This is a genomic window from Streptomyces sp. YKOK-I1, from assembly GCF_054660435.1.
This window is the reverse complement of the sequence record NZ_BAAGDR010000001.1, coordinates 950,824-973,718: the sequence shown is the minus strand read 5'-3', so window position 1 is coordinate 973,718 and position 22,895 is coordinate 950,824. Positions and strand designations below refer to the sequence as shown.

Below are 22,895 nucleotides of genomic sequence, written 5' to 3'. Positions count from 1 at the left end.
TCCGTCTCACCGACGGCCTCCGAGTCATTGCGGCCCGGTCCGCTGCGTCCGACTGTGGAGACCTGTGCCGGTGCGTGAGGAGGACGGACGATGACCGACGCCGAGCGGCAGCGGCTCGCGGAGGCCGACGCAGGCGCGGCGCCCTGGCGGCGCTGGGGCCCGTACCTGAGCGAGCGGCAGTGGGGCACGGTCCGCGAGGACTACAGCGCGGACGGCGACGCGTGGTCGTACTTCACCCATGACCAGGCCCGCTCCCGCGCCTACCGCTGGGGCGAGGACGGCATCGCCGGGGTCAGCGACGACAAGCAGCGGCTGTGCTTCGCGCTGGCCCTGTGGAACGGCCGCGACCCCATCCTCAAGGAACGGATGTTCGGCCTGACCAACGCCGAGGGCAACCACGGCGAGGACGTCAAGGAGTACTGGTTCCACCTCGACAACACGCCCACCCACTCGTACATGAAGCACCTCTACAAGTACCCGCAGAACGCGTTCCCCTACGCCGACCTCGTCGACACCAACCGGGCGCGTGGCCGTCGCGACGCCGAGTACGAACTCCTCGACACCGGAGTCTTCGACGAGGACCGCTACTTCGACGTCGTCGTCGAGTACGCCAAGGCCGGCCCGGAGGATCTGCTGGTCGGGATCACCGCGCACAACCGGGGCCCCGACGAGGCCACCCTGCACCTGCTGCCGACCCTCTGGTTCCGGCACACCTGGTCCTGGGCCGGCGGCACCGCCGTCCCCGCCCTGCGCGCGACCGGCGACGGCGTCGTCCGCGCCGACCACGAGGACCTGGGCCCGCGCTGGCTCCACCACCAGGGCGGCGAGCCGCTCTTCACCGACAACGAGACCGACGACGAGCGGATCTTCGGCAGCCCGAACACCACTCCGTACGTCAAGGACGGCATCGGCCGCCGCGTCGTCCACGGCGACACCACCGCGGTCAACCCGGCCCGCACCGGCACCAAGGCCGCCGTCCATCACGTCCTGACCGTCCCCGGCGGCGGGAGCGCCACCGTCCGCCTGCGCCTGACCGACATCGAACTGCCCGCTCCCTGGGCGGACTTCACCGAGGTCATGGACGCGCGCCGCACCGAGGCCGACGTCTTCTACGACGCCCTGACCCCCGAGGCCATGGGCGACGACGAACGCCGTATGGTCCGCCAGGCGCTCGCCGGAATGCTGTGGTCCAAGCAGTACTACCACCTGGACGTCGAGCGCTGGCTCGCCGAACACGGTGTCGACCCCCTCGCTGCCGACCCCCGGATCCGCAACAGCGGCTGGTACCACATGGTCCACGACGAGATCATGTCGATGCCGGACACCTGGGAGTACCCGTGGTTCGCGGCCTGGGACCTCGCCTTCCACACCCTCGCCCTCGCCATGGTCGACATCGCCTTCGCCAAGGACCAGCTCGCCCTGCTGCTGCGCCGCCTCTCGCTGCACCCCAACGGCCAGATCCCGGCGTACGAATGGAACTTCGGGGACGTCAACCCGCCCGTGCACGCCTGGGCCGTCCTCTTCGTGTACGAACTGGAGAAGCGCCGCACCGGCCACGGCGACCGCGCCTTCCTGGAGAACGCCTTCCAGAAACTGACGAAGAACTTCACCTGGTGGCTCAACCGCAAGGACACCGACGGCAACAACGTCTTCCAGGGAGGCTTCCTCGGCCTCGACAACATCGGTGTCTTCGACCGCAGCGCGCCCCTGCCCACCGGCGGCCACCTCGACCAGGCCGACGGCACCGCCTGGATGGCGCTGTACTGCCAGAACCTCCTCGACATCGCCATCGAACTCGCCGTCGACAACCCGGTCTACGTCGAGCAGGCGCAGATGCTCTTCGAGCACTTCGCGTGGATCGCCGTCGCCATGAACCGCATGGGCCGGGACAACGCCAGCCTCTGGGACGAGGAGGACGGCTTCTTCTACGACGTGCTGCGGCTGCCCGACGGCAGCGCCACCCCGCTGAAGGTGCGGTCCCTGGTCGGCTTGATACCGCTGGCGGCGACCAGCGTGATCGGCGGCCGGGCCGATCGCGCGTTTCCCCAACTCGTCGAGGGGGCTCGGGAGTTCATCCGGCGACACCCGGCCGTGGAGGCTGTCGTCGAGCAGCACGACCTCGGGTCCGGAGCCGACGGCCGGTACCTGTTCGCGCTGTTCGGCGAGGACCGGCTGCGCCGCGTCCTGGCCCGGATGCTCGACGAGGACGAGTTCCTCGGGCCGTACGGCATCCGCTCCCTCTCCCGCCACCATGCCGAGCACCCGTACACCTTCGAGGTGCACGGGCAGACGTACGGCGTCGGCTATCTGCCCGCCGAGTCCGACACCGGCATGTTCGGCGGCAACTCCAACTGGCGCGGCCCGGTGTGGTTCCCCGTCAACGTCCTGATCATCCGCGCCCTGCTGAACCTGCACGACTACCACGGCCCCACCTTCACCGTGGAGTGCCCGACCGGGTCGGGCCGGTCGCTGAACCTCTACGAGGTCGCCCGCGAGATCTCCGACCGGCTCACCGCCACCTTCCTGCGCGACGCCGACGGCCACCGCCCCGTGCACGGCGCCCAGGCCAAGTTCGCCAAGGACCCGCACTGGAAGGACCTGATCCTGTTCTACGAGTACTTCCACGGCGACGACGGCGCCGGCCTCGGCGCCTCCCACCAGACCGGCTGGACCGGACTGGTCGCGGCGATCGCCACCCTGTTCCACACCATCGACGCCGACGACTGGCGGCGCGGCGGCCGCGCGTCGCTCGAACCCCCGCCGGGCGAGCGAGGGGAGCCGCTGTCATGACCGTGATCCATGAGATCAACACCCTGGTGTGGCTCGACGCACTGGGCCGCCGTCTCGGCCGACGGGTGACCCTGGGCGAGGTGCCTGGCGAGATCTGGGACGAGATCGCCCGGCCCGGCGTCGACACCGTCTGGCTGATGGGCGTCTGGGAGCGCAGTCCGGCCGGCCTGCGGATCGCCCTGCGCGACGAGCACCTCCTGAGGTCGTTCCGCGAGGCCCTGCCCGATCTCACCGAGGACGACATCGCCGGATCCCCGTACTGCGTCCGCGACTACGTCGTCGACCCGTCCCTCGGCGGCCCCGCGGGACTGGCCGGGGCCCGCGCCCAACTGGCCGCCCGGGGACTCCGGTTGATCCTGGACTACGTGCCCAACCACGTGGCCCCCGACCACCCCTGGCTCGCCGCGCACCCCGAACGCCTGATCCGGGGCACGGCGGACGACCTGGCCCGCGACCCCGACGGGTATCTGGAGGCGGCGGGACGGGTGTTCGCCCGGGGGCGCGACCCGTACTTCCCGCCGTGGCCGGACGTCGTCCAACTCGACGCCTTCAGTGCGGAGTTGCGCGCGGCCGCGGTCGACACGCTCGTCTCCATCGGCGACCAGGCGGACGGTGTGCGCTGCGACATGGCGATGCTGATGACGAACGACGTCTTCGCCAAGACCTGGGGCGAGCGGGCGGGATCCGCGCCCGCCGAGGACTTCTGGCCGTACGTCCTTCCCCGGGTGCGCGCCCGCCACCCCGGCCTGCTCCTCGTCGCGGAGGCGTACTGGGACCTCGAATGGGCCCTCCAGCAGCAGGGCTTCGACCACTGCTACGACAAACGGCTCTACGACCGGCTCGTCCACGAGGACGCCGGACCGGTCCGCGCGCATCTCGGCGCCGAACTCGCCTACCAGCGGGGCCTGGTCCGCTTCCTGGAGAACCACGACGAGCCACGCGCCGCCATCGCCCTGCCCGGCGGCCGGGGACGCGCGGCGGCCGTGTCCGTGGCGACCCTGCCCGGCGCCACGCTCTGGCACGAGGGCCAGTTCGAGGGGCGGGCGGTACGGCTCCCCGTGTTCCTGCGTCGTGCGCCCGAGGAACCGGTCGACGCCTCGCTCCGCGACTTCTACGCCCGACTGCTGCCCGCCGCGGCCCGCGTCCGCCGGGGCGAGTGGCGGCGGCTCACCCCGACCGGCTGGCCCGACAACGACACCCACACCCGGCTGCTCGCCTGGACCTGGACGGCCCCCGACGCCCGCCACCTGGTCGTCGTCAACCACTCGGACCGCCCGTCCCAGGCGAGGATCCCCCTGACCTGGGACGGGCTGCGCGGACACGCCCACCGTCTGACCGACCTGCTCACCGCGCGGTCGTACGACCGTGAGGGCGACGAGCTGTCCGACCCGGGCCTGTTCGTCGCCCTGGAGCCCTGGCAGGCCCATCTCTTCGAGGTCAGCCCATGCTCTTCGCCCCGTCCAGGGACTCCCGGATGATGTCGGCGTGACCGGCGTGCTGGGCCGTCTCGGCGATGATGTGGATCAGCGCCCGGCGTGCCGACCAGCGGGCGCCCGGCTCGAACCAGGGCGCCTTGGGCAGCGGGTGGTCCACGTCCAGGCTGGGCAGGGACACGACCAGCTCGTCCGTACGGCGGCCCACCTCCTCGTACTCCTTCAGCACGCCCGCCAGCGTCTCGCCCGGCAGCATCCGGAACTCGTCGGCCCGCCGGGCGAAGTCCGCCTCGGTCATCGCGTCGAAGTCGCCCAGCGCGGACGGACCCTCGACGATGAAGTCCGTCCAGCCGCGCTCCGTCGAGGTCACGTGCTTGATCAGCCCGCCCAGACACAGTTCGCTGGCCGTGGTCCGCTGCCCGGCCTGCTCGTCCGTGAGGTCACGGGTGGTGAAGCGCAGGAAGTGCCGGGCGGCGGCCAGCTCCTTGAGCAGGTCGGCGCGCTCGCCGGTGGTGGCCTGGGCGGGGGTGGCGGTGGAGTCGGTCATGGTCCTCTTCTCCCGTGTGGTTCCGCGGTCGAGTACCACGTTAGGAGCCATCGAGGTCAGATCCCGACCTAATTTCCCGATCCCCACGCCGTCGCGCACAAGTCGCGCTCCACCTCTCCCGTGTAGCAGGCCGCCGCCAGCCAGGCCCGGGCGAAGCGCGGGGTGTCGGCCGGGAGAAGCCGGCCGAACGCGTCCCGGGTGCGGTCCGCCGCCGTCGCGTGCAGTTCGTCGAGCACGGCCGCCCCGGTGGCGAACCCGGAACGGCGCAACCGGGCCGGATCGCCCGCCGCACCGCCGGGGAAGGCCAGCACCCGGCGCCCCCCGGACACCGCCTGGTGCACCCGGCGCCGCAGCAGGTGGAGCGGAGCCTCGTCCGGCACGGGAGCGGCGGCGGGAGGTCCGGCCGCAGCGGGCAGGTCGGCCCGCTGGAGCCGGTCCAGACCGAGATCGACCCGCACGCCCGGCTGGGACGGGTGCTCGGCGGCCAGCAGCAGCGCACGCGGGAGAGGCCCCGGCGCCAGCCGGGCGATCACCCGCAGCCGGCTGCCGACGGCCGACGCCAGCAGCCGAAGGTTCTCCCGATGGGGGAGCGCCGGATCGTCGTGCGCCGCGGCCAGCCGCAGCGCCAGCCCCTCGCAGTCCGCCACCAGACAGTCACCCGTGGCCTCCCGGACCGTGCCGACGAGCGTGACCTCGAGGAAGAGCAGGTCGTGCGGCCCGCCGGCGAGGGCGCGGCGCACCTGCTCGGCCACGGGCACCGCCCACAGCCGCTCCAGCGGCCCCCCTCGCCAGTCCACGCCGGACGCGCGGACCGCCCGTACCCCCGCTCCCGCGCCGAGGCGTCCGGTCGGCGACACCGTCGCGCCGGACACGGCGAGCCCCGCGCGCGACAGCTCACGATGAGTCAGGGCCGTGTCGCCGATCCGCACGGTCCGGTCGGCGGCGCCGGCGGCCCGGCCCGCACCGCCCGGCGCCACGTCGGACACGGTGTACAGCCGGCCCTCCGCGTCCGCGGTCCAGGTGACCGCCCCCGCGTACCCGGTCGCCGTCAGTACCGGCTCGGAGAACAGCCCGTACAGCCGCAGCGAACCGTCCGGCGTGTACGGCTGCCGTACCGTCCCGCGCAGCTCCACCAGCTCGGCCCCGGCCGCCCCCGGCAGCCGGTGCGCCACGCCCAGGACCGTCCGCAGCGCCTCCGCCAGGTCGGGCAGCCGGTAGGCCGGGTCCGCGGAGCGCGCCGCGCGCACCCCGGTCACGACCGTGACCGCCGCCGAGGCGGCCCGGGGGAGCCCGGCGAGCCGCGCGGTGTGCGCGGCCCGCAGCAGCTCCGCCTGGAGCACGGCCCCCGCCCCGTCCGTACCGGCCTCGAGCACGGCGGCCGCCGCCTCGAAGACGGCACGGACGGCGTCGAGTTGGCCGGGAGAGGGACTCTCGGGCTCCGGCGCCGGCTGCGGAGCCGCTGGGGACGGCTGCCGCGCGGTCTCCCCGGCCGCCGCCTGGACCTCCTCCGCCACCGGCGCCGCCGAGACCGCCGCCGCGCGGTGCAGACAGTCCGGGGCGAGCAGACAACCGCAGCGGACGGCGTCCACGCCGGTCACCGTGTTGTCGGGGGCGTGCAGTACGAGATCGGTGTCGTCGTCGATCGCGATCCGCACGGTGTCCCCGTCGCGGACGACCGGACGCCCCGCCAGCTTGGCGACGCCCGCGTCCAGCCGCTTGCGCAGCCGGGGCGACAGCGCCTCGACGAGTTCGGCGGTCACGGACGGGACGACCGCAGGCAGCTGCGGACTCGTGCTCATGCGATCTTCTCCCCTACCCAGCGGGCGAGTTCGAGCGGACTGAGGGCGGCCACGGGCATGCCCGCCGAGACGAGCTGACCCGCCACCCCCGTGGAGTAGCGCGGCCGCCCGGTGTCGTCGAGGCTCGCGCAGCCCAGCACATGACATCCCGCGCCGACCAGGGCGCGGACCTCGGCCAGCAGCCCGCCGAGCGGATAGCCCTCCTCGAAGTCGCTGACCACGACGACGAGGGTGCGCGAGGGCACCGACACCAGCTCGCGCGCGTGCCGCAGCCCCGCCGCGATGTGCGTGCCACCGCCGACGCTCACCTCCAGCAGCAGCGACAGCGGGTCCTCGACATGCCCGGTGAGATCCATGACCTCCGTGGAGAAGGCCAGGAAGTGCGTGGACAGGGTCGGCACCCCCGCCAGCACCGACGCCGTGAGCGCCGCCCACACGGTCGACGCCTCCATGGACCCCGACACGTCCGTGACCAGGATCAGCCGCCAGTCGGCGGCCCGGCGTGCCCGGGTGCGGAACACCGGGTGCTCCGGGACGACCCGGACCGTGCCGTCCGGGCCGCGCCGGGCCGTCGCCAGGTTCGCCCGCAGCGTGCGGGGCAGGTCCAGCCCGCCGCCCGGCCGCCGGCTGGGCCGCGGCAGGACCGTTCCGTGCAGCGCGGGCCGCAGCCGGGTGGCCAGCTCCCGGGTGAGCGCGTCCACCAGCCGCCGGACGAGCGGACGCAGTGCGGCCAGCCGGGCCTCGGGCAGCCCGCCCGCATGGCTCAGCACCGTGCGCAGCAGCTCGACCGAGGGCCGCACGGCGGACGCGTCCAGCTCCGTCAGCACGTCCTTGCGGCCCTCCGCCGCGGCCGCCGCCAGCACCTCCTCCCGGATGCCCGGCCCGAACAGCGCCGCCAGCTCCTCCGACCACTCCCGCACCCCGGGATACGGCGCCTCCCGGCCGCCCCCGGCGCCCGCACCCGTGAGATCGCCCCGGCTGCCCTCGCCGCGCCCGCTGCCGTACAGCTCGTCGAGCGCGGTCGCGAGCGGCGCGGCGGAGGCGGAGAGCCGCTCCTTGCGCCGGCCCAGGACGAGCCGCCAGCGGTCGGCGGGGGACAGCTGTCGCTCGCCTTCCTTGAACCGGCGAACCGGGGCGGTCTCCTCGGTGACCTCCTCGGTTCCGTGCTCCGGAGCGGGCAGCAGGCCGAGGGAGCACAGGGCGGCGTGGGCCGCCAGATCGGCCTGGGTCCAGGCGGCCAGCGCCGCCGGGTCCACCCCGCCGGTGTCGGCCACCCGGTCGGTGCCGAGGCGTTCCTCCACGGCCGACAGGAGCCGGTCCCGGGCCGCCGGGCTCAGCGTGTCGAAACCGCCCCGCAGCGCCGGGAGCCGGTCCAGGAACGCGCGGTCGGACAGCTCGGCCACCCGGCCCAGCAGCGGATCCAGGGCGTCGGCCGCCGCCTCCAGCAACGGCCCCGCGGCCGTCAGCAGCCCCATCAGCCGGGCGGCCAGCGCCGAGCGCGCGTCGGTGTCCACGGCACCGTCCACCCAGGAGGCCACCCGGTCCCCGAACGCCCGCGCGTCCTCCTGCCCGAGCAGCACCCGTACGGCCCCGGCGGCGCCGCGCATCAGCGGCGAGCCCTCGGCGGCCAGCCGGGCGAGGGCGTCGGCGAGCCGGATCCCGCCCAGCAGGTCCGCGCGATGGGCGAGTTCGAGCAGGGCGTGCGCGTCGGCCGTCTCCTCGGAACCCGTCAGACCGTCCACCTGCCGCACCGCGGCCGATGTCAGCAGCTCGGCCACGGCCGCCGCCCGCGCCGTACGGCCGTCGTCGGCGCCGAGCCCGGCCACATGACCGGCGCGGACCCGGTCCAGCAGGGCCAGCCCGGCGAGGAGTTCGGGCAGCGTGCCGGCCTGCGGCAGGGTCTCGGCGAGATCGTCGAGCCGTTCGTCCGCCAGCGTCGGCAGTCCGCACTCCGCGGCCCGCGCCAGCCCGTCGAGCACCTGGGCGCCCGTCGACCCGCCCTCGTCCCGCTCCGCGCGCCGCCGCTCCCGCAGCACCCCCTCGGCGGCCTGGGCGGCGGTCACCCCGCGCACCCCGGCCGCGGTCAGCATGGCCGCGGTGGCCGGCGTCCAGCGCACCTCCCAGCGCGAGGTCAGCGCCTCGGCACCGCCCGCCGCGGCGACCTCCTTCGCCTCCCCGTACGGCACCCCGCACACCGTCAGCCGACGCAGCAGCAGCTCACGGCGCCGGTCCAGGTAGGACCGCAGCGGGTCCAGACGCAGATCCTTGGCGGCCGTGCCCGGACCGCCCTCCGGCCCGGGCAGGCCCAGCTCCGTCACCTCGGCCTCCACCGCCGGGGCGAGGCCGCTGCGCGGAGCGCCGGGGGCCGGACGTCCGGTGCGGGTGCCGACCAGCACCCGCTCCATCGCCCGTGCCACGGCCCGGCCCCGCCCGTACGGCTCCCCCTGGGCCAGCACCGTCTGCACCGCCTCGACCAGCTCGCCCCGGCCCGCCGCCGGGAGTCCGCGCAGCCGGGCCAGGTCCGAGGCGAGCCGGGTGATCTCCCGGGCGTCGGCGGGCCCGGACGGATGCCCGAGCCCTCGCAGCTCCGCGCACACCCGCACGGCCGCCCGCGTCAGCGCCTCCTCCAGCGCGGCGGGCTCCCCGCCCGCCTGCAGCACCAAGTCCTGCCACTCCGGGTCGCGGATACCGGCCGGATACCCGGAGCGCTCGTCCAGGAGGGCGTAGGTGTAGGGGATGAGGGAGGTGGTCCAAGGGGTGCTTCCGGGGGAGTCGGTGGGGGTGAGGGCACCGGCACGGGAGGCGCGAGCAGTTGGGGCACCGGCACCTGAAGCGCCGGAGATGCCCGCGTCGATCTCCGTTCCCTCCCCTCCCTCCCCGCCGCCCGGCTCCGTCAGCGCCGGTGCGTGGAAGGCGCCGACGACCACAGCGGCCCGCCGGCCGCCCGCGGTGGCCTCGGCGATCCGGGCCCGCATCCACCGCTCCCGCCGCAGATCCAGCTCCGGCACCCCGCCCGCGGCGGCCGCATCCTCACGCAGCGCCCACCCCGTCAGCAGGGCCGCCCGGCGCAGTGCCTCCGGCGGTGACCCCGGCGCGGTGGCCTCGACGAGCCTGTCCCACAGATCGTCCCCGGGGCGCCCCGTCAGCCGGGACCGCAGCGCGGAGGTGAGCCCGAGGGACTCCCCGGACGCCACGCCACCACGCCTTTCACCCCAGGCCCGGTGTGCGAGCGGCAGATCGCAGGCGACCACCGGGACACCGCACCGGGCCGCCCACCGCACGGCCGCCAGCTCGGGCGAGAAGTCGGCGAACGGATAGAAGGCCGGCCCGGAGCCGCCCCGTCCGTCCCCGGGCGCGGCGGCGAGGGCGACCGGCGCCCGCGTCTCCTCGTGCCCGAGCCAGGGCAGCCACTCCTGCATCTCGGCCGGCAGCTCGACGAGCACCACGTCCGGCCGCGCCGCGTCGAGCAGCGCGGGCACGGCCGCGGCCAGGGACGGCGCGTGGTGCCGCACCCCGATGAGGAAGGGCGCGCCGGGGCCGGTGAGAGCGGCGAGCGCCCGGTCGGGCGAGCCGGGCCCGCTGCCCGGCTCGGCCGCGGTGTCGGGGGCGACCCCCTGGGAGTGCGACACGGCCGTCAGCCCTCCAGGACCGTGCGCAGGTCCCACAGGGTCCGCCAGGTGGCGGAGCCCTGTTCGGCGCGGCGCCGTACGGGACCGTCCCAGTAGCCGCGCAGCCGGGCCGCGTCGGCCGGGTCGTCCTTGCGGACCACACCGAGCAGATGTCCCGGCAGCAGGCCGAGCACATCACGGTCGCCCGGGAAGTACGCCGCGGCCAGCCCCAGCGCGCCCGCCACGGACACCGCCTCCGCGGTGCTCATCACGGTGGACGGCCGCTCCACCTCCCAGCCCTCCGCCGACCGGCCCTCCCTGAGGTCCCGGAACGCCGTGACCAGCGCCTCCAGCACCGCGTCGTCGACCTGGAACGGCGCCCCGGCCCGCTCCACGGAGGCCCGTGCCTGACTGCGCACCAGCGCGGTCTCCGCGTCGAGGTCCGGGATCGGGCCGACCGTCTCGAAGTTGAAGCGCCGCTTGAGGGCCGCGGACATCTCCGAGACGCCCTTGTCCCGCAGGTTGGCCGTGGCGATGAGGTTGAAGCCGGGTGCCGAATGCGCCAACGCGTCGTCCGTGCCGGCCAGTTCGGGTACCGCGATCCGCCGCTCCGACAGCAGCGACACCAGCGAGTCCTGCACCTCCGGCAGACACCGGGTGACCTCCTCGACCCGGGCGATACCGCCCCGGCGCATCGCGGTCAGCACCGGCGAGGGCACCAGCGCCTGCGGGCTGGGACCCTGAGCCAGCAACAGGGCGTAGTTCCAGCCGTACTTGAGCTGGTCCTCGGTGGTGCCCGCGGTGCCCTGCACGACCAGTCCGCTGGTCCCGCACACGGCGGCCGACAGCAGCTCGGACAGCATCGACTTGGCGGTGCCGGGCTCGCCGACGAGCAGCAGACCCCGCTCCCCGGCGAGCGTGACCACACACCGCTCGACCAGGGCGCGATCGCCGACGAACTTGCCCTCCACGACCAGCCGGCGCGGCACCCCCGCGGGCGCCTCGGCGTCGTCGGGCAGCTTCAGGGCCCGGCCGTCGCTGCCCATGACGAAGGTGACGACCGCGCGCGGGGTGAGCCGCCAGGCGGGCGGGCGCGGACCGTCGTCGTACGCGGCGAGGAAGGCCAGCTCGACGGCGTACCGCTCCTCCGGAGGCACGATCTGGCGGGCGGTGTCGGGGGACGGGGTGGTGGTCATCGCGGTGCGTTCTTCCAGGTGGGACGGGACGGCGGGGGACGGGACGGTGGTCATCGGCGGCGGCCCTTGCGGGTGGCGCGGGTGGTGAGCTCCTCGTACGCCGGGGCGTCACCCGTGCGGACCCGGTCCCAGGCCCTCTCGTACAGCTCGGCCACCGGCAGCAGCGGTACGGCGCGTCCGTATCCGCTGAGCGGGTAGAGGCTCCGCTTCCAGAGCTCCACCGGCAGCGCACCCCTGGACTTCAGGTCCAGCCAGCCGCACGGCAGGAACAGGGTGCGTCCGGCGCGCGCCCGCTTGGCCTCCACGACCAGGTCGGTCGCCGCGAGTTCGACGCGGGCCTTCTTCATCCGCGCGGGCTTCCAACCGGTCCAGCGGGCGCAGTTGCGGTCCGTCGGGTCGGGCAGGGCGAGCAGCATCAGATACAGCGCCGCGGCGTCCGCGCCGAGACCGTGCCGCTCGGCGGCCTCGGCGACCAGAGCGGGCACGCTGAACGTCGGGTCCTGCGCATGCCCCGTGGGCCCCTCGGGGTCGACGCCGACCGCGAGAGCGCGCGCGAGGTCGTCGTCGAGGAGGGTCTTCAGGGCTCCCATGGCCTGGCCGCGCCCGGGCCCGACGATCCCTTCGAGCAGTCCGAACACCGGGTCGTCGGCACCGGTGAGGGCGCCGGGCCGCACCAGCACCGTCTCCTGGTCCCCGTACCAGGGGCGCAACACGAGCGCCTCGCCCGCCCGGGTCGACCCGTCCTGGTCGGCGCCGCCGGTGGCGGGCATCCCGTACGCCTTGCGCAGGGCGACGGCGGTCGGTCCGGCGTCCGCCGTCCAGGCCAGCTCCAGGTCGAGCAGCAGCCCCGGATCGGCGACCCGGCGGCGCAGCGCGGCGAGGCTCTCCGGCAGCACGGCCCGCAACGGGTGCCCGTACGGCAGCGCGTAGGCGAGGCCGGCCAGGGCGTGCACGGCCTGCGTGAACCCGTACCGGCCGGGCAGCGCCTGCGGGTCCTCCGCGACCAGGGCGCCGTCCTTGTCGACCCGCTGCACGGTGGTGCGGCTGATCCAGGGGGTGTGCCGGGGGTTGAGGACCTCGTACGCGGAGCCGAGGGGCAGGAAGACGAGGGAGAGCTCGGCGGCCAGGTCCTCGGGCAGCCGGACGACGTCGGCCAGGCACCGCTTCCAGATGCGGCCCACCGCCTCCGCGTCAGGCCCGCTGGTCCACAGGTCGGCGGGGTTCTCGGGCAGCAGCGCGCCGACCATCGGCTTCCAGTTGCCCGGCTCCAGCGAGTTCAGCAGGGTGTCGCCGAGCTCCTTCTGGCGGGGCTTCAGCCCGGTCGTCGCGACCACCTCGTCGGTGAGCTGCGAGGGCCGGCCCGCGAGCAGCAGGGCCGCCTGGACGGGCCCCAGTCCGCCCCGGCTCGCGGTGATCAGCGCATCGACCGCCTCCGGCTGCCAGGGGGCCGGGCCCTTGTCCCGGACGAGCCGGGTGACAGCGGCGAGCGTCTCGGCGGGGTACACCGCCGGATGCGCGTGCTCCTGCTCCAGGGTGAAGTGGGCGATCGCGCCGCGGTCGTCGGCGGGGCCGTGGTCCAGGGCCACCCAGTGCATCCGGTTGTGCTCGTCGACGTTGCGGGAGCCGATGACGACGACCGTGCGGTCCGCCCGGCGCAGCACCTGGCCGACGCGCTGCTGCTTGTCGTGGGGCTCGCTCAGCACGACCTGCCGCAGCGGCTTGCCCGGAGCGGCCAGCGGCCCCTCCGCGATCGCCTCGAACAGCAGGAGCAGCGCCGCCCGGTGCGTCTCGGTCGTCGCCGGGGTCGCCGCCCGGTAGGCGAGGGGGCGCAGTTCGTCCAGGACGGACAGCCACTGCGCGCCGTCGCCGGGGACGGTGAACTCGTCACTGGTCCAGCCGTCCTGGGCCCCGGTGGTCCGCAGGGCCTTCGGCAGCGGCCTGCCGTCGGCGGGTTCGCCGGACAGCACATGGTTCACGGCGCGGATCTGCCGCAGCGCGCTCCACCGCGGGGTGCCGCCCCACCAGCCGTGCAGACCCGCCAGGCCGTTCACCGCCTCCTTCAGCGTGGTGTCGTCGCCGTACTCCGGGCTGTAGTCCGCGAACATGCCCTCGGTGCGGCGGGGGTCCTGCTTCGGCCGGTCGGCCGGAGGCTTCACGTACACCGCGGTCGACTCGTCGAAGCGCAGCGCCGCGCGCACCAGCGCCGCCACTCCGGTGACCAGCCGCTCGTCGCCCAGGTCGGGCAGGGCGGCCGAGACCACCGTCCGCAGGACCTCGTCGGCCGCCGGGACGACCGCCTTGGCGTCGTCCGTTCCGTCGACCGCCGCGGCTTCGGCTATCCGCGCCTGCCGCTCCGCCAGTGCCTCGGCCCCAGCCCGCATCACCTCGGCCACGCGCTCGTCGGTCAGCGCGCGCAGCACGGCGGAGGCCCGCTCGTCGCGCGGGCGCAGCGCGTGCCAGAACTCGACCGGCGGCACGAACCGGGTGCCGGCGGCGAACTCGTTGCCGTGCTGCATCGGTGCCACATACCCCAGCTCACCGGCGGCGGAGGTGTCGCCGCCCGCGTACAGCGCGACGTGCTGCTGCTTGCGCACGACGACGGGTTCGGCGCCGCCCGGCAGCCGCAGCGCGCCGAGCGGGACGCCGGACGCTCCGCCCCTCTGCGGTACGGCGACGGTCCGGCCGTCCGGTGTGCCGACCACCGTGCGCGCCTCGGCGCCCTCGCCCTCGGTCCGCACCCAGCGGCCGAGGACCGTGCCGTCGGTGCCGAACGGGCTGTGCTCCAGACCGGGCTGGAGCGGCAGCACCTCGCAGTCCTGCGGGCTCAGCGTGGCGTCCTCCCGGACACCGCCCTGCACGAACCCGGGCAGCGAGGCGCGGCCGTGCGTGCCGGTGGCCGGGTCGTACTCCAGCCACACCTGCTGCCGGCCCTGCCGCCCCTGACGCCAGTAGGAGGTGCCGTCGCCCAGGATGCGGCGGCCCGCCGGCAGCACGGTGTCGCCGGCGTGCAGGGTGCGCCCGCCGGTGGCCCGGCCCCCGCCGGGCAGCGGGATCGAGGCGGCGCCCGCGTGGCCGGAGCCGTACCAGTAGTAGGGGATCGCCTCGCCGCCGAGCGGGAACACATCGGCCGCGCGGGCGGACCAGTAGCCCTGCTGCCTGCCGTCCTCCCGCCACATCACCAGCAGCTCGCCGTCCGCGTAGCGGAACGACGGACGGTTCCACTGGCCCAGCTCCACGGGCAGCCGCAGGTCGTGCTCCAGCAGGATCTCCTCGGGGCCGACGACGAACACCTTGTGGCCCCGGTGGACGATCAGCGCCGGCCAGGCCTCCTGGACCGTCACCGTCTTGTCCTGGTCGCGCCGGGGCTTGGTCTCGGCTTCGATCCGGCGCATCGCCTCGTCGAGCGCGGGCCAGCCCAGCTCGTCGAGGAGACCGGCGCGCAGGGTGTGCCCGAGCAGCGGGGCGGCCTCGTGCGCGGCGACCCGCGCCACGGCGTCGGGGGCCACCTCGGCGGCCACACCGCGGAAGGGCTGCATCCGCTCCAGCGCGGCCCGCGCGGCGGGCAGGCCGACGGCGGCGGTCAGCTCCCCGGCCGCGTCCCGCAGCCACTCGCGCAGGACGTCGCTGAGCACCGGGTGGGCGGCGATGCCCTGGAGCAGTGCGGCCTCCGGGCGGTTGCCGCTCTGTGTGCCGATCTCGGTGTACAGCAGGCGCCGGAAGCGTGCGTCGGCCGCCGTCGCCGTCAGATCGCGCCGGCCGGCCCGGTCCTCGCTCAGCCAGCGCTGAAGACCGAGGTACACGACCTCGTCCCCGGGGGGCGGCGCCAGCGGGATCCCCTCGGCCAGGCAGAGATCGAGCAGGTCGAGGTCGGCACCTGCGTGCCAGCGTCCCGTGACGATGTCGACGGCCCTGCCCTGGGCCCGCAGCCGGGGGGCCATCCTCGCCACGAGCGCGAGAGTGGCCGCGGAACGGTCGCAGATGTTGGCACCGTGCTTGCGATGCAGCGCCCAGCGGGTCAGCCAGTCCGCCGCGTCGACCGCGCCGGCCTCGTCCGGCCGGGCACCGGACTCACCGGTCAGCAGCAGGTCGGCCCCGCACTCCACGAGCAGCGCCAGCCAGAACTCGTCGTCCCCGACGGACCGGCCGAGACCGGCGGGCATGATCTCCAGCAGCCGGCGCCGCACCTCCGGCTCCCGCTCGGCCAGCACGACGAGCGTCGCCCGGTAGGAGTTCCAGAAGGACGCCGGAGCCCGCACGGCCGCGGGCGACGCCAGCAGGTCGCCGACCAGCCCGCACTCCTCGGTGACCCGGTCGAGACCCGCCGCCTTGATCAGCCCGCGCGCGTCCTGCGGCAGCGACGCGTAGGGCGGCATGCCGGCCGCGCACCGCTCCACCGTGAGCTGCCGGAACTGCGTCCAGGCGTCAGCCGGGCTGAGCCGCGCGGCGAGTGCCTTCACATGCTCCTTGAGCGCCTTGACGGTGAGAGCGCCCGCGAACGCGAACTCCAGGAACACGGCGCGCTGCCGCTCCTCGTCCACCGTCAGCGCGTGCACCCGCTCGGCCTCGCGCGCCTTGCCGAAGAAGGCGGCGGCGTACGTCGTGTTCTCGTGCTGGAGGAAGACCCGCGCCGCCTGCTCGTAGAACGTCGGCAGGAAGTGCGGCACGGCCCGGCCGAGCCGGGTGCCGAGTTCCTCGAAGCCGTCCTTGGCGGTGCCGGGCCGGGACTTGGCCTGGCGGGCGAGCCGCTCGACGTCCCTGACCAGCGCCAGCGCGTGATGGCCGTTGGCCGGGTCGTTGACCAGCGCCCAGGCCGGGAAGCCCAGGGTGACCCGGCGCACCTGCCCCACCTCGGGGACCTCCGCGTCCCGCACCAGACCGAGGAAGTCCAGGGCGAGGTCCTCGGCCTCGCCGAGAGTGCCCGGCACCAGCCGGACGATCCGCCGGTCGTCCAGACCGGGGTGGGTGTACGTGCGGACGGTGAGCGTGTCGGCGTCCTCGCGGTCCGTGCTGCCCTGCGGCAGGACCGCGCCCGCGTCGAGCAGGGTGCCCGCGGTGTTCTCGTCGTAGGTCGTCATGCCGCCCGCTCCTCGTCCTCGATGTCGCGCCCCGCGTACAGTGCGGCCGCCATGCGCATGCCCTCCGACCAGGCCACCGGCCCCACCTGACCGAGCTTCAGCACCCGGCCCGCCGGATCGGTGAACGTCAGGGGGCCGGTCTCGGACTCCTCGTAGCTCTCGTAGTCGCCCACCCACACCCGCGCCTCGACCGTGCGCCCGTCCTCCAGGACGGAGTGCACGGCGTTGCCGCCGCGCACCCGGTAGCCGAGCTGGGTCACCCGCCCGTGCAGGAACCGCTGCTCCTTGAACGCGCCGCCCGCGTACTCCTCGACCGAGGTGCCCTCGGCGTCCAGCGTCGCCGGCCGGTGCCACACCTCGCGGAAGAGCTGCTGGGCGCGCTGCTCCACACCGAGCTCCACGGCGAACTCCCGCAGGTCCTCCAGATCGTCGAGGAGGACCGGGTGCGGCAGCCGGACCAGGTCGGGGGTGATGCGCACGGTGTCGCCGTCGAGGTCGACCAGCCCGAGGCCGCGCTCGGGGTCGGCGTCCCGCAGGAACCCGGCCACCTCGCCGTCGGCGCCGGTGACCACCAGGTCACGCAGCGCGGCCTGCCAGGCGGGGTCGGGCCACACCCGGGCGACGACCGCGATCGGCACCGGCAGCGAGCGCACCATCCAGCGCTCCACATCGGTCAGACACTGCCGCTCGTGCCGCTCCAGCCACTCGACGAGCTGGCGCAGTCCCACCACCGCCGGATCGTCGGAGATCTTGGGCGGTACGGACTTCAACAACCGCCCCGCCGCGTTGCGGCACACCACCTTGCCGTCGTCGAGGGCGACCTCGTAGTCGCCGGCCGACACCCACCCCATACGTGCCTCCCGCACCCGCATCGATCAAGTGACGGGAACTGTAGAACAGGCCACTGACAACGGGTCCCGGCAGACGCCGATCTGACGGCGGAACAGGTGGTGACCTGCGCGGATTCCTGTCATGACCCCGTCGAGAACAGGGTCTGCGGGTCCGGTCCGGAGGCGAGAAAACGACGGGACCCCCGTCGGTGCCGACGGGGGTCCCGGTGTCCGCGGGCGTGGATCAGCCCTCGACCCAGCCGTGGTTCTTGGCGAACTGCGCGAGACCGCCGCGCACCTGCACGATCTGCTCCCCGGTGAGCGAGGGCGCCGCGCTCAGCAGGGCCTCGGTGACGTCCCGGACGAACTCCTCGGTGCTGAGCACATCGCACAGCACGTCGTCGTCGGCCGCGAGCGGCTTGCCGTCCTCGCCCCGCGCGAGCCGGACCCCGGACGCCTTCGGACCGCGCTCGCCGTCCTCGATCTCGAACTCGACGAGGATGCCCCGCCGTACCTGCGACTCCGGCATCAGCATGTCGTTGACATGCAGGAAGACATCCTCCCCGCCGTCGTCGGGCGCGATGAACCCGTAGCCCCGCTGGCTGTCGAAGCGCACCACACGACCAGCAACCATCCCAACCCCCAGCAACCTCGAAACACCCACTTCGGTGAACCTGCCCAGATCGTAGTCAAACCGACCGCCCCCAGGCGACTCCCGGGCTCCACCGCGCGCGGCGCACCTCGCTGAGCTGCTCGAACGCCGGGCGTCAGTCCTCGGCGGCGCGCTCGGCGTCCCGCTTCTTCAGGCGGACCGCCTCCTTGCGGACCTCGGCCTGGGTGCCGCGCTCCTTCTCCAGCCACTCCGGCCTCGCGTCCTTGAGGGCGTCGATCTGCTCGGTGGTGAGCGCCTCCGTCACCCCGCCGCGGGCCAGGCCCGCGATGGACACGCCCAGCTTGGCCGCGACCACCGGACGGGGGTGCGGGCCGTTCTCGCGCAGCGTCCGCAGCCATGCGGGCGGGTTCGCCTGGAGCTCGTTCAGCTCGGCGCGCGAGACGACGCCCTCCTGGAACTCGGCGGGCGTGGCGGGGAGGTACACACCCAGCTTCTTCGCCGCCGTGGCGGGCTTCATCGTCTGGGTGGTCTGCTGCGACTTCATACGGTCCAGGGTATCGGCCGCCGCGGAGAGCTCCGACCACAGCCGGTAACCTGGCGGGATGACCGACCAGGCGGATTCCCCTTCGTTCCGGCTCGCGTACGTTCCCGGAGTGACGCCCGCCAAGTGGGTGCGGATCTGGGAGGAGCGCCTGCCCGACACCCCGCTCACCCTGCTCCAGGTGTCCCCGGCCGAGGCCTCCGACGCCCTGCGCGGCGGCGCCGCCGACGCGGCCTTCGTCCGGCTGCCGGTCGACCGTACGGTGTTCAGCGCGATCCCCCTCTACACCGAGACGACGGTCGTCGTGGTCCCCAAGGACCATGTGATCACCGCCGCCGAGGAGATCACCCTGGACGATCTCGCCGACGAGGTGGTGATCCACCCCCTCGACGACGTCCTCGGCTGGTCCGAGCCGCCCGGCGAGCCCGCCTTCGAGCGCCCGCGGACCACGGAGGACGCGATCGAGCTCGTCGCGGCGAACATCGGCGTCCTGATCGTGCCCCAGTCGCTGGCCCGCCTCCATCACCGCCGCGACCTCACCTACCGCACGCTGGTGGACGCCCCGCAGTCGGCGGTCGCCCTGTCCTGGCCCGAGGAGGCGACCACCGACCTGGTCGAGGACCTCATCGGCATCGTCCGGGGCCGCACGGTCAACAGCACCCGGGGCAGGACCCAGCCGACCCCGCCGAAGCAGCGCGAGCCCCGCAGGACGGCAGGAAGCGCCGACGGCGCCCGCGGCCGCAGCGGCGGCACGAGGACCGGCGGCACGGCGAAGGGCGCCGGCGGTACCAAGGGCGGCAGCGGCACGCGGGGCGGCGGTGGTACGAAGGGCGGCGGCGGTACGAAGGGCGGCGGCCGGCGCGGAACCGGCGGCGGCAAGCCCCGCCGCCGGTCCTAGCGCCTCGGCGCCGGTCCTGGTGCCGAGGCGCCCGCGGCCGCGGCCGCCGCGCCCGTCCGCTCAGGCCACGTAACTCGCCGCGTCGGCGGTGCTCACCACCTTCTGCCCGTCCGCGGACGTGAGCAGACCGGCGGCCACCCACGCGTCCACCACCGTCCGCACCCGGGCGACGAGGGCGGCCTTGGAGGCGAACGGCGCCGCCGCCCACACCTCGTCGAGCAGGGTGGTGCCGTCCGACGTCGCCGGATTGGCGACCCCCGAGTCGACGGTCCCGAAGACGGCCTTCGGTTCCGAACGCCGGACGTAGGCGTGCGTCGGGTCCTCCGTCCCCTCGAAGAACGGGGCGAACTCGGTGCCGTTCAGCGTGTAGTGGAGGGACTTGCCGCTCACCGGCGTCAGCGTGGGCAGCAGATCGCCGGAGAGCGCCGCGTTGGCGTACAGCCCGCACGACAGGTAACCGGTCGAGGAGTTGCGGGCGACCAGGTTGACCGGGCCGTAGAACAGCGTCTGCAACGACGCGTCGTCCAGGGCCTTCTCCACGCGCAGCCGGAACGGCACGGTGACCCGCACGACGTCACCGGACTGCCAGGTGCGGGACATGGTGAAGTAGCTCCCGGCGACCGGAGTGCCGCTCACCGCGCTGCCGTTGACCGTCACCTGGAAGCCCGCGGTCGCCCAGGACGGCACCCGCAGCCTGAGCGCGAAGGACGCGCTGCTCCCGCCGAAGGTGAGCGTCGTGCCCTGTTCCACCGGGTAGGCGGTGGTCTGGGTGACCGTGACGCCCTTCTCCGCCCAGGTCAGCGTGGACGGGCTGTAGAGGTTGACGTACAGCGCGCTGCCGTCGGCGGCCTTGAAGTACACCGAGTCCTGGTACTTGGTGGCGCTCTCCATGCCGGTGCCCTCGCAGCAGGTGGTGCCCTGCTTCGGGGTGTAGTCCCGCACATGGCCGGGGGTGAGCCCGATGAAGTACGTGACGAGCGGCTTCTCCGCGTCGGCGGTGTCCTGCTTGGAGCCGAGGACCTGGTTGAGCAGGGTCCGCTCGTAGTAGTCCATGTAGGCGGGCGTCTGCTCGTGGAAGAACAGCGTCCGGCTCAGTTTCAGCAGGTTGTACGCGCAGCAGGTCTCCGCGTTCGTGGCGCTGATCGTGCCCGCGATGCTGTCCCGCGCCTTCCAGAACTCCCCGGTGCTGGTGCCGCCGATGCCGTACATCCGATGCGGTACGACCATGCCCCAGAAGTTCTTCGCGGCGGTCAGGTAGCGGGCCTCGCCCGTCGCGTCGTACAGCCTGAGCAGTCCGGTGAAGATCGGGATGTGCTGGTTGGCGTGCAGCCCGTCGAGCGTGTCGGTGTTCGCGGCGCACGCGTCGATCAGCGAGTCGAGGTCGAACAGCTTGGCCAGCGCGAGGTGTTCGGCCTGTCCGGTGAACGCGTGCAGATCGACGATCGCCTCGACGATCCCGCCGAACTCCCCGCTGGAGAACAGCCCCCACATCCGCTGGAGCGTGGCCTCGGGGAGCACCGACAGCCGGGAGTACATCCAGTCGCCCATGCCGGAGGCGAGGTCGAGGGCGCGGGCGTCGTCGGTGGCGATGTAGGCGTCCAGCAGGCCGCGCAGGATCTTGTGCGCGGTGTAGTACGGCGCCCAGACCTTGGTGTAGTCGCTGCCGGTCATCGACTCCAGCAGGATGAACTGGGTCTCCGGGTAGGCCGCCAGGAACCCGGGGTGGCTGGGCCCGCCCCAGGTGCGCTTCAGGGTGGCGGTCAGTCCCCGGCCCGAGGCGTCCGAGAAGGTGCCGCCGGAGGTGGCCTGGAACCAGTACGACGCGAGGTTGCCGAGGCCGGGCGAGGAGAGCTTGGCCTCGTTGGTCTGCAACGAGGTGATCTCGGCCTGGGTGAGCACCCGCGACCACACGTTGAACTCGTCGTAGCAGCCGGCGTACAGCGGGTCGCCCGCATAGTTCGAGCGGCCCAGCCAGTTGTTGGTGAGCGTGCCGAGCGTCGCCGGGGTGAGGGTCATCGCCGTGTTCGTGGCGACGGCCGTGCCGTTGACGTACAGGGTGCCGGTGCTGCCCGAGAGGGTCACCGCCAGGTGGCTCCACTGGTTCAGCGGCAGTGCGGCCGTGCCGTTGAGGCCCTGCTCGCCGCCCGCGCCGCCGGTCGTGATGGCGAACCGGGGCACACCGCTCGCGTTGCGGCTCGCCAGGTACATGTACCGGGTGGTGTTGTTCCCGAAGTCGAAGACCCGCTGCCAGTTGGCGTCATGGGTGGGCTTGACCCAGGTCGACAGAGTGATCGCGGAGGCGCCGTTCAGCACCGTGGCGGGCAGCTCGACGTACTGGGAGGAGCCGCGCACCAGCTCCAGCGCACCGCCCCACTTCCCGGTGACGGCGAGCATCTTCGGGTCCGTGCGCAGGGCCGCGCGGACCTCGGTCAGCGCGCCGACCGCGGTCGCGATCCGGTCGGCGAACACCTGCTCGCCGGTGCTCGCGTACGCCTGCGCCAGCATGGTCAGGAAGTGCCCGGTGTAGTGCCCGCGCAGATTGCCGTTGGCCTCGCCGTCGAGCCCCTCCCAGCCGCCCGGCGCGACCGCGCCCAGTGTGGAGAGTCCGGCGTTGGCCCGGAAGACCTGGAGCAGCCGGTTGACGTCGTAGCCGCGGGCGTGATCGAGCATCAACTTCCGTTTGGTGGCGAAGATCCCGCCGCCGAGGGCCACGTCCTCGAGCGCGAAGGGCTGGAGCGCCCAGGAGGCCGGCGGCGGAAGCGTGGCCGCCGAGGCCGCCGGAGCCACCGCCGCGCCGACGCCGGGGACGGCGGCGGCGAGGATCGCGCTCTGGAGGAGGGTCCGTCTGCTGAGGGGAGGTGCCATGTACTGCTCCTCTGGATCCACGAGGGGGGTGTGTTCGCACTCTTTCGAGCCGGCATATGGCCGAAACCATTTGTTCGAAATTGCGAACAGTGTGCGGATGGTCGACCAGACGTTAGAAGGGGGACGGGAGGGCGTCAACGGGTCTGACACGAACGAAAGTTGAGAGAGTCACTTCCGGGCCGCACGGCCGATCGACTCCACCAGCGGCAGCAGACGGTGCGGTACCCGCTCACGCAAGGCCACCTCGGTCCGGGTGCGGACCACTCCGGGGAGGCTGATCAGCTTCTGGATCACGTCCTCCAGATGGGCGTTGTCCCGCGCCACCACCCGGGTCAGCAGATCCCCGCCACCGGTGATCGAGAAGGCCTCGACGATCTCCGGTACGGCGGCCAGCGCGTCGCCCACGTCGTCGAGATGCCCCTGGGTGACCTCGATGTGCACGAACGCGAGCACCGGATGACCGAGAGCGGCGGGGGAGAGCGAGGGACCGGTGCCGGTGATCACCCCGTCCCGCTCCAGCCGGTCCAGCCGCGCCTGGAGGGTGCCGCGGGCGACGCCGAGGATCCTGGCGTACTCCCGCACGCTGGTGCGCGGCTGGTCGAGCAGCAGCCGCAGGATGCGGGTGTCCAGTTCGTCGACGGCCATGACGCCCGGCCTCCTCGTACGGGACTGATCTTCGCCGACTGTACCAACGGCCCGG

At 73.9% G+C, this 22,895-nt stretch carries 13 protein-coding genes; 3 read left to right on the top strand and 10 right to left on the bottom strand.

What is annotated here, in order from left to right:
- Window positions 1-90 precede the first annotated feature (90 nt).
- Window positions 91-2,790: an MGH1-like glycoside hydrolase domain-containing protein gene (locus tag ACYQ8Q_RS04415; RefSeq protein WP_460062086.1), complete on the top strand. Its 2,700-nt coding sequence runs from the start codon at window positions 91-93 to the stop codon at window positions 2,788-2,790.
- Entirely contained in the window at window positions 2,787-4,268 is a 1,482-nt protein-coding gene (locus ACYQ8Q_RS04410; RefSeq protein ID WP_460062084.1) for an alpha-amylase, read from the top strand. Before ACYQ8Q_RS04415 ends, ACYQ8Q_RS04410 begins: the two co-directional genes overlap by 4 nt.
- Here ACYQ8Q_RS04410 and ACYQ8Q_RS04405 read toward each other — a convergent pair.
- From ACYQ8Q_RS04405 to ACYQ8Q_RS04370, 8 genes are all read right to left on the bottom strand, one after another.
- Complete coding sequence (locus ACYQ8Q_RS04405) at window positions 4,228-4,770, bottom strand: DinB family protein (protein WP_460062082.1); 543 nt, start codon at window positions 4,768-4,770, stop codon at window positions 4,228-4,230. The two genes, ACYQ8Q_RS04410 and ACYQ8Q_RS04405, sit on opposite strands and share 41 nt — an antisense overlap.
- 68 nt (window positions 4,771-4,838) lie before the next feature.
- Complete coding sequence (locus ACYQ8Q_RS04400; RefSeq protein WP_460062081.1) at window positions 4,839-6,569, bottom strand: hypothetical protein; 1,731 nt, start codon at window positions 6,567-6,569, stop codon at window positions 4,839-4,841.
- Window positions 6,566-10,198, bottom strand: coding sequence for a vWA domain-containing protein (locus ACYQ8Q_RS04395; RefSeq protein WP_460062078.1), 3,633 nt, complete (start codon window positions 10,196-10,198; stop codon window positions 6,566-6,568). The genes ACYQ8Q_RS04400 and ACYQ8Q_RS04395 overlap by 4 nt, the downstream gene beginning before the upstream one ends.
- A 5-nt stretch (window positions 10,199-10,203) precedes the next feature.
- Window positions 10,204-11,373, bottom strand: a complete 1,170-nt coding sequence (locus ACYQ8Q_RS04390; RefSeq protein WP_460073164.1) for an ATP-binding protein — start codon at window positions 11,371-11,373, stop codon at window positions 10,204-10,206.
- Window positions 11,374-11,423: 50 nt separating this feature from the next.
- The gene (locus ACYQ8Q_RS04385; RefSeq protein WP_460062077.1) at window positions 11,424-16,448 is read right to left on the bottom strand and encodes a hypothetical protein; all 5,025 of its coding nucleotides are present in this window, start codon (window positions 16,446-16,448) and stop codon (window positions 11,424-11,426) included.
- On the bottom strand, window positions 16,445-17,299 hold the full coding sequence (locus ACYQ8Q_RS04380; protein WP_460062074.1) for a DUF4132 domain-containing protein: 855 nt from the start codon (window positions 17,297-17,299) through the stop codon (window positions 16,445-16,447). Before ACYQ8Q_RS04380 ends, ACYQ8Q_RS04385 begins: the two co-directional genes overlap by 4 nt.
- A gap of 223 nt (window positions 17,300-17,522) precedes the next feature.
- Window positions 17,523-17,912: a cold-shock protein gene (locus ACYQ8Q_RS04375; RefSeq protein ID WP_460062071.1), complete on the bottom strand. Its 390-nt coding sequence runs from the start codon at window positions 17,910-17,912 to the stop codon at window positions 17,523-17,525.
- 133 nt (window positions 17,913-18,045) lie between these two features.
- Window positions 18,046-18,435, bottom strand: coding sequence for a DUF5997 family protein (locus ACYQ8Q_RS04370; RefSeq protein WP_460062069.1), 390 nt, complete (start codon window positions 18,433-18,435; stop codon window positions 18,046-18,048).
- A 58-nt stretch (window positions 18,436-18,493) separates the two neighbouring features.
- Between ACYQ8Q_RS04370 and ACYQ8Q_RS04365 the strand changes: the two genes are divergently transcribed.
- Entirely contained in the window at window positions 18,494-19,330 is an 837-nt protein-coding gene (locus ACYQ8Q_RS04365) for a LysR family substrate-binding domain-containing protein (protein WP_460062067.1), read from the top strand.
- Between the two features lie 60 nt (window positions 19,331-19,390).
- Here the strand turns inward: ACYQ8Q_RS04365 and ACYQ8Q_RS04360 are convergent, their stop codons facing one another.
- Both ACYQ8Q_RS04360 and ACYQ8Q_RS04355 read right to left on the bottom strand, forming a co-directional pair.
- On the bottom strand, window positions 19,391-22,195 hold the full coding sequence (locus ACYQ8Q_RS04360) for a beta-L-arabinofuranosidase domain-containing protein (RefSeq protein ID WP_460062064.1): 2,805 nt from the start codon (window positions 22,193-22,195) through the stop codon (window positions 19,391-19,393).
- Between the two features lie 168 nt (window positions 22,196-22,363).
- Window positions 22,364-22,840 (bottom strand): Lrp/AsnC family transcriptional regulator, encoded by a 477-nt coding sequence (locus ACYQ8Q_RS04355; protein ID WP_460062062.1) that lies wholly within the window; start codon window positions 22,838-22,840, stop codon window positions 22,364-22,366.
- Between the last annotated feature and the right edge of the window lie 55 nt (window positions 22,841-22,895).

Excerpts from the sequence above, each read along its gene's own strand:
- ACYQ8Q_RS04415 (WP_460062086.1), top strand. The coding sequence starts at position 91 with ATGACCGACGCCGAGCGGCAGCGGCTCGCGGAGGCCGACGCAGGCGCG.
- ACYQ8Q_RS04410 (WP_460062084.1), top strand. The coding sequence starts at position 2,787 with ATGACCGTGATCCATGAGATCAACACCCTGGTGTGGCTCGACGCACTG.
- ACYQ8Q_RS04405 (WP_460062082.1), bottom strand. The coding sequence starts at position 4,770 with ATGACCGACTCCACCGCCACCCCCGCCCAGGCCACCACCGGCGAGCGC.
- ACYQ8Q_RS04400 (WP_460062081.1), bottom strand. The coding sequence starts at position 6,569 with ATGAGCACGAGTCCGCAGCTGCCTGCGGTCGTCCCGTCCGTGACCGCC.
- ACYQ8Q_RS04390 (WP_460073164.1), bottom strand. The coding sequence starts at position 11,373 with ATGACCACCACCCCGTCCCCCGACACCGCCCGCCAGATCGTGCCTCCG.
- ACYQ8Q_RS04385 (WP_460062077.1), bottom strand. The coding sequence starts at position 16,448 with ATGACGACCTACGACGAGAACACCGCGGGCACCCTGCTCGACGCGGGC.
- ACYQ8Q_RS04380 (WP_460062074.1), bottom strand. The coding sequence starts at position 17,299 with ATGGGGTGGGTGTCGGCCGGCGACTACGAGGTCGCCCTCGACGACGGC.
- ACYQ8Q_RS04375 (WP_460062071.1), bottom strand. The coding sequence starts at position 17,912 with ATGGTTGCTGGTCGTGTGGTGCGCTTCGACAGCCAGCGGGGCTACGGG.
- ACYQ8Q_RS04370 (WP_460062069.1), bottom strand. The coding sequence starts at position 18,435 with ATGAAGTCGCAGCAGACCACCCAGACGATGAAGCCCGCCACGGCGGCG.
- ACYQ8Q_RS04365 (WP_460062067.1), top strand. The coding sequence starts at position 18,494 with ATGACCGACCAGGCGGATTCCCCTTCGTTCCGGCTCGCGTACGTTCCC.
- ACYQ8Q_RS04360 (WP_460062064.1), bottom strand. The coding sequence starts at position 22,195 with ATGGCACCTCCCCTCAGCAGACGGACCCTCCTCCAGAGCGCGATCCTC.
- ACYQ8Q_RS04355 (WP_460062062.1), bottom strand. The coding sequence starts at position 22,840 with ATGGCCGTCGACGAACTGGACACCCGCATCCTGCGGCTGCTGCTCGAC.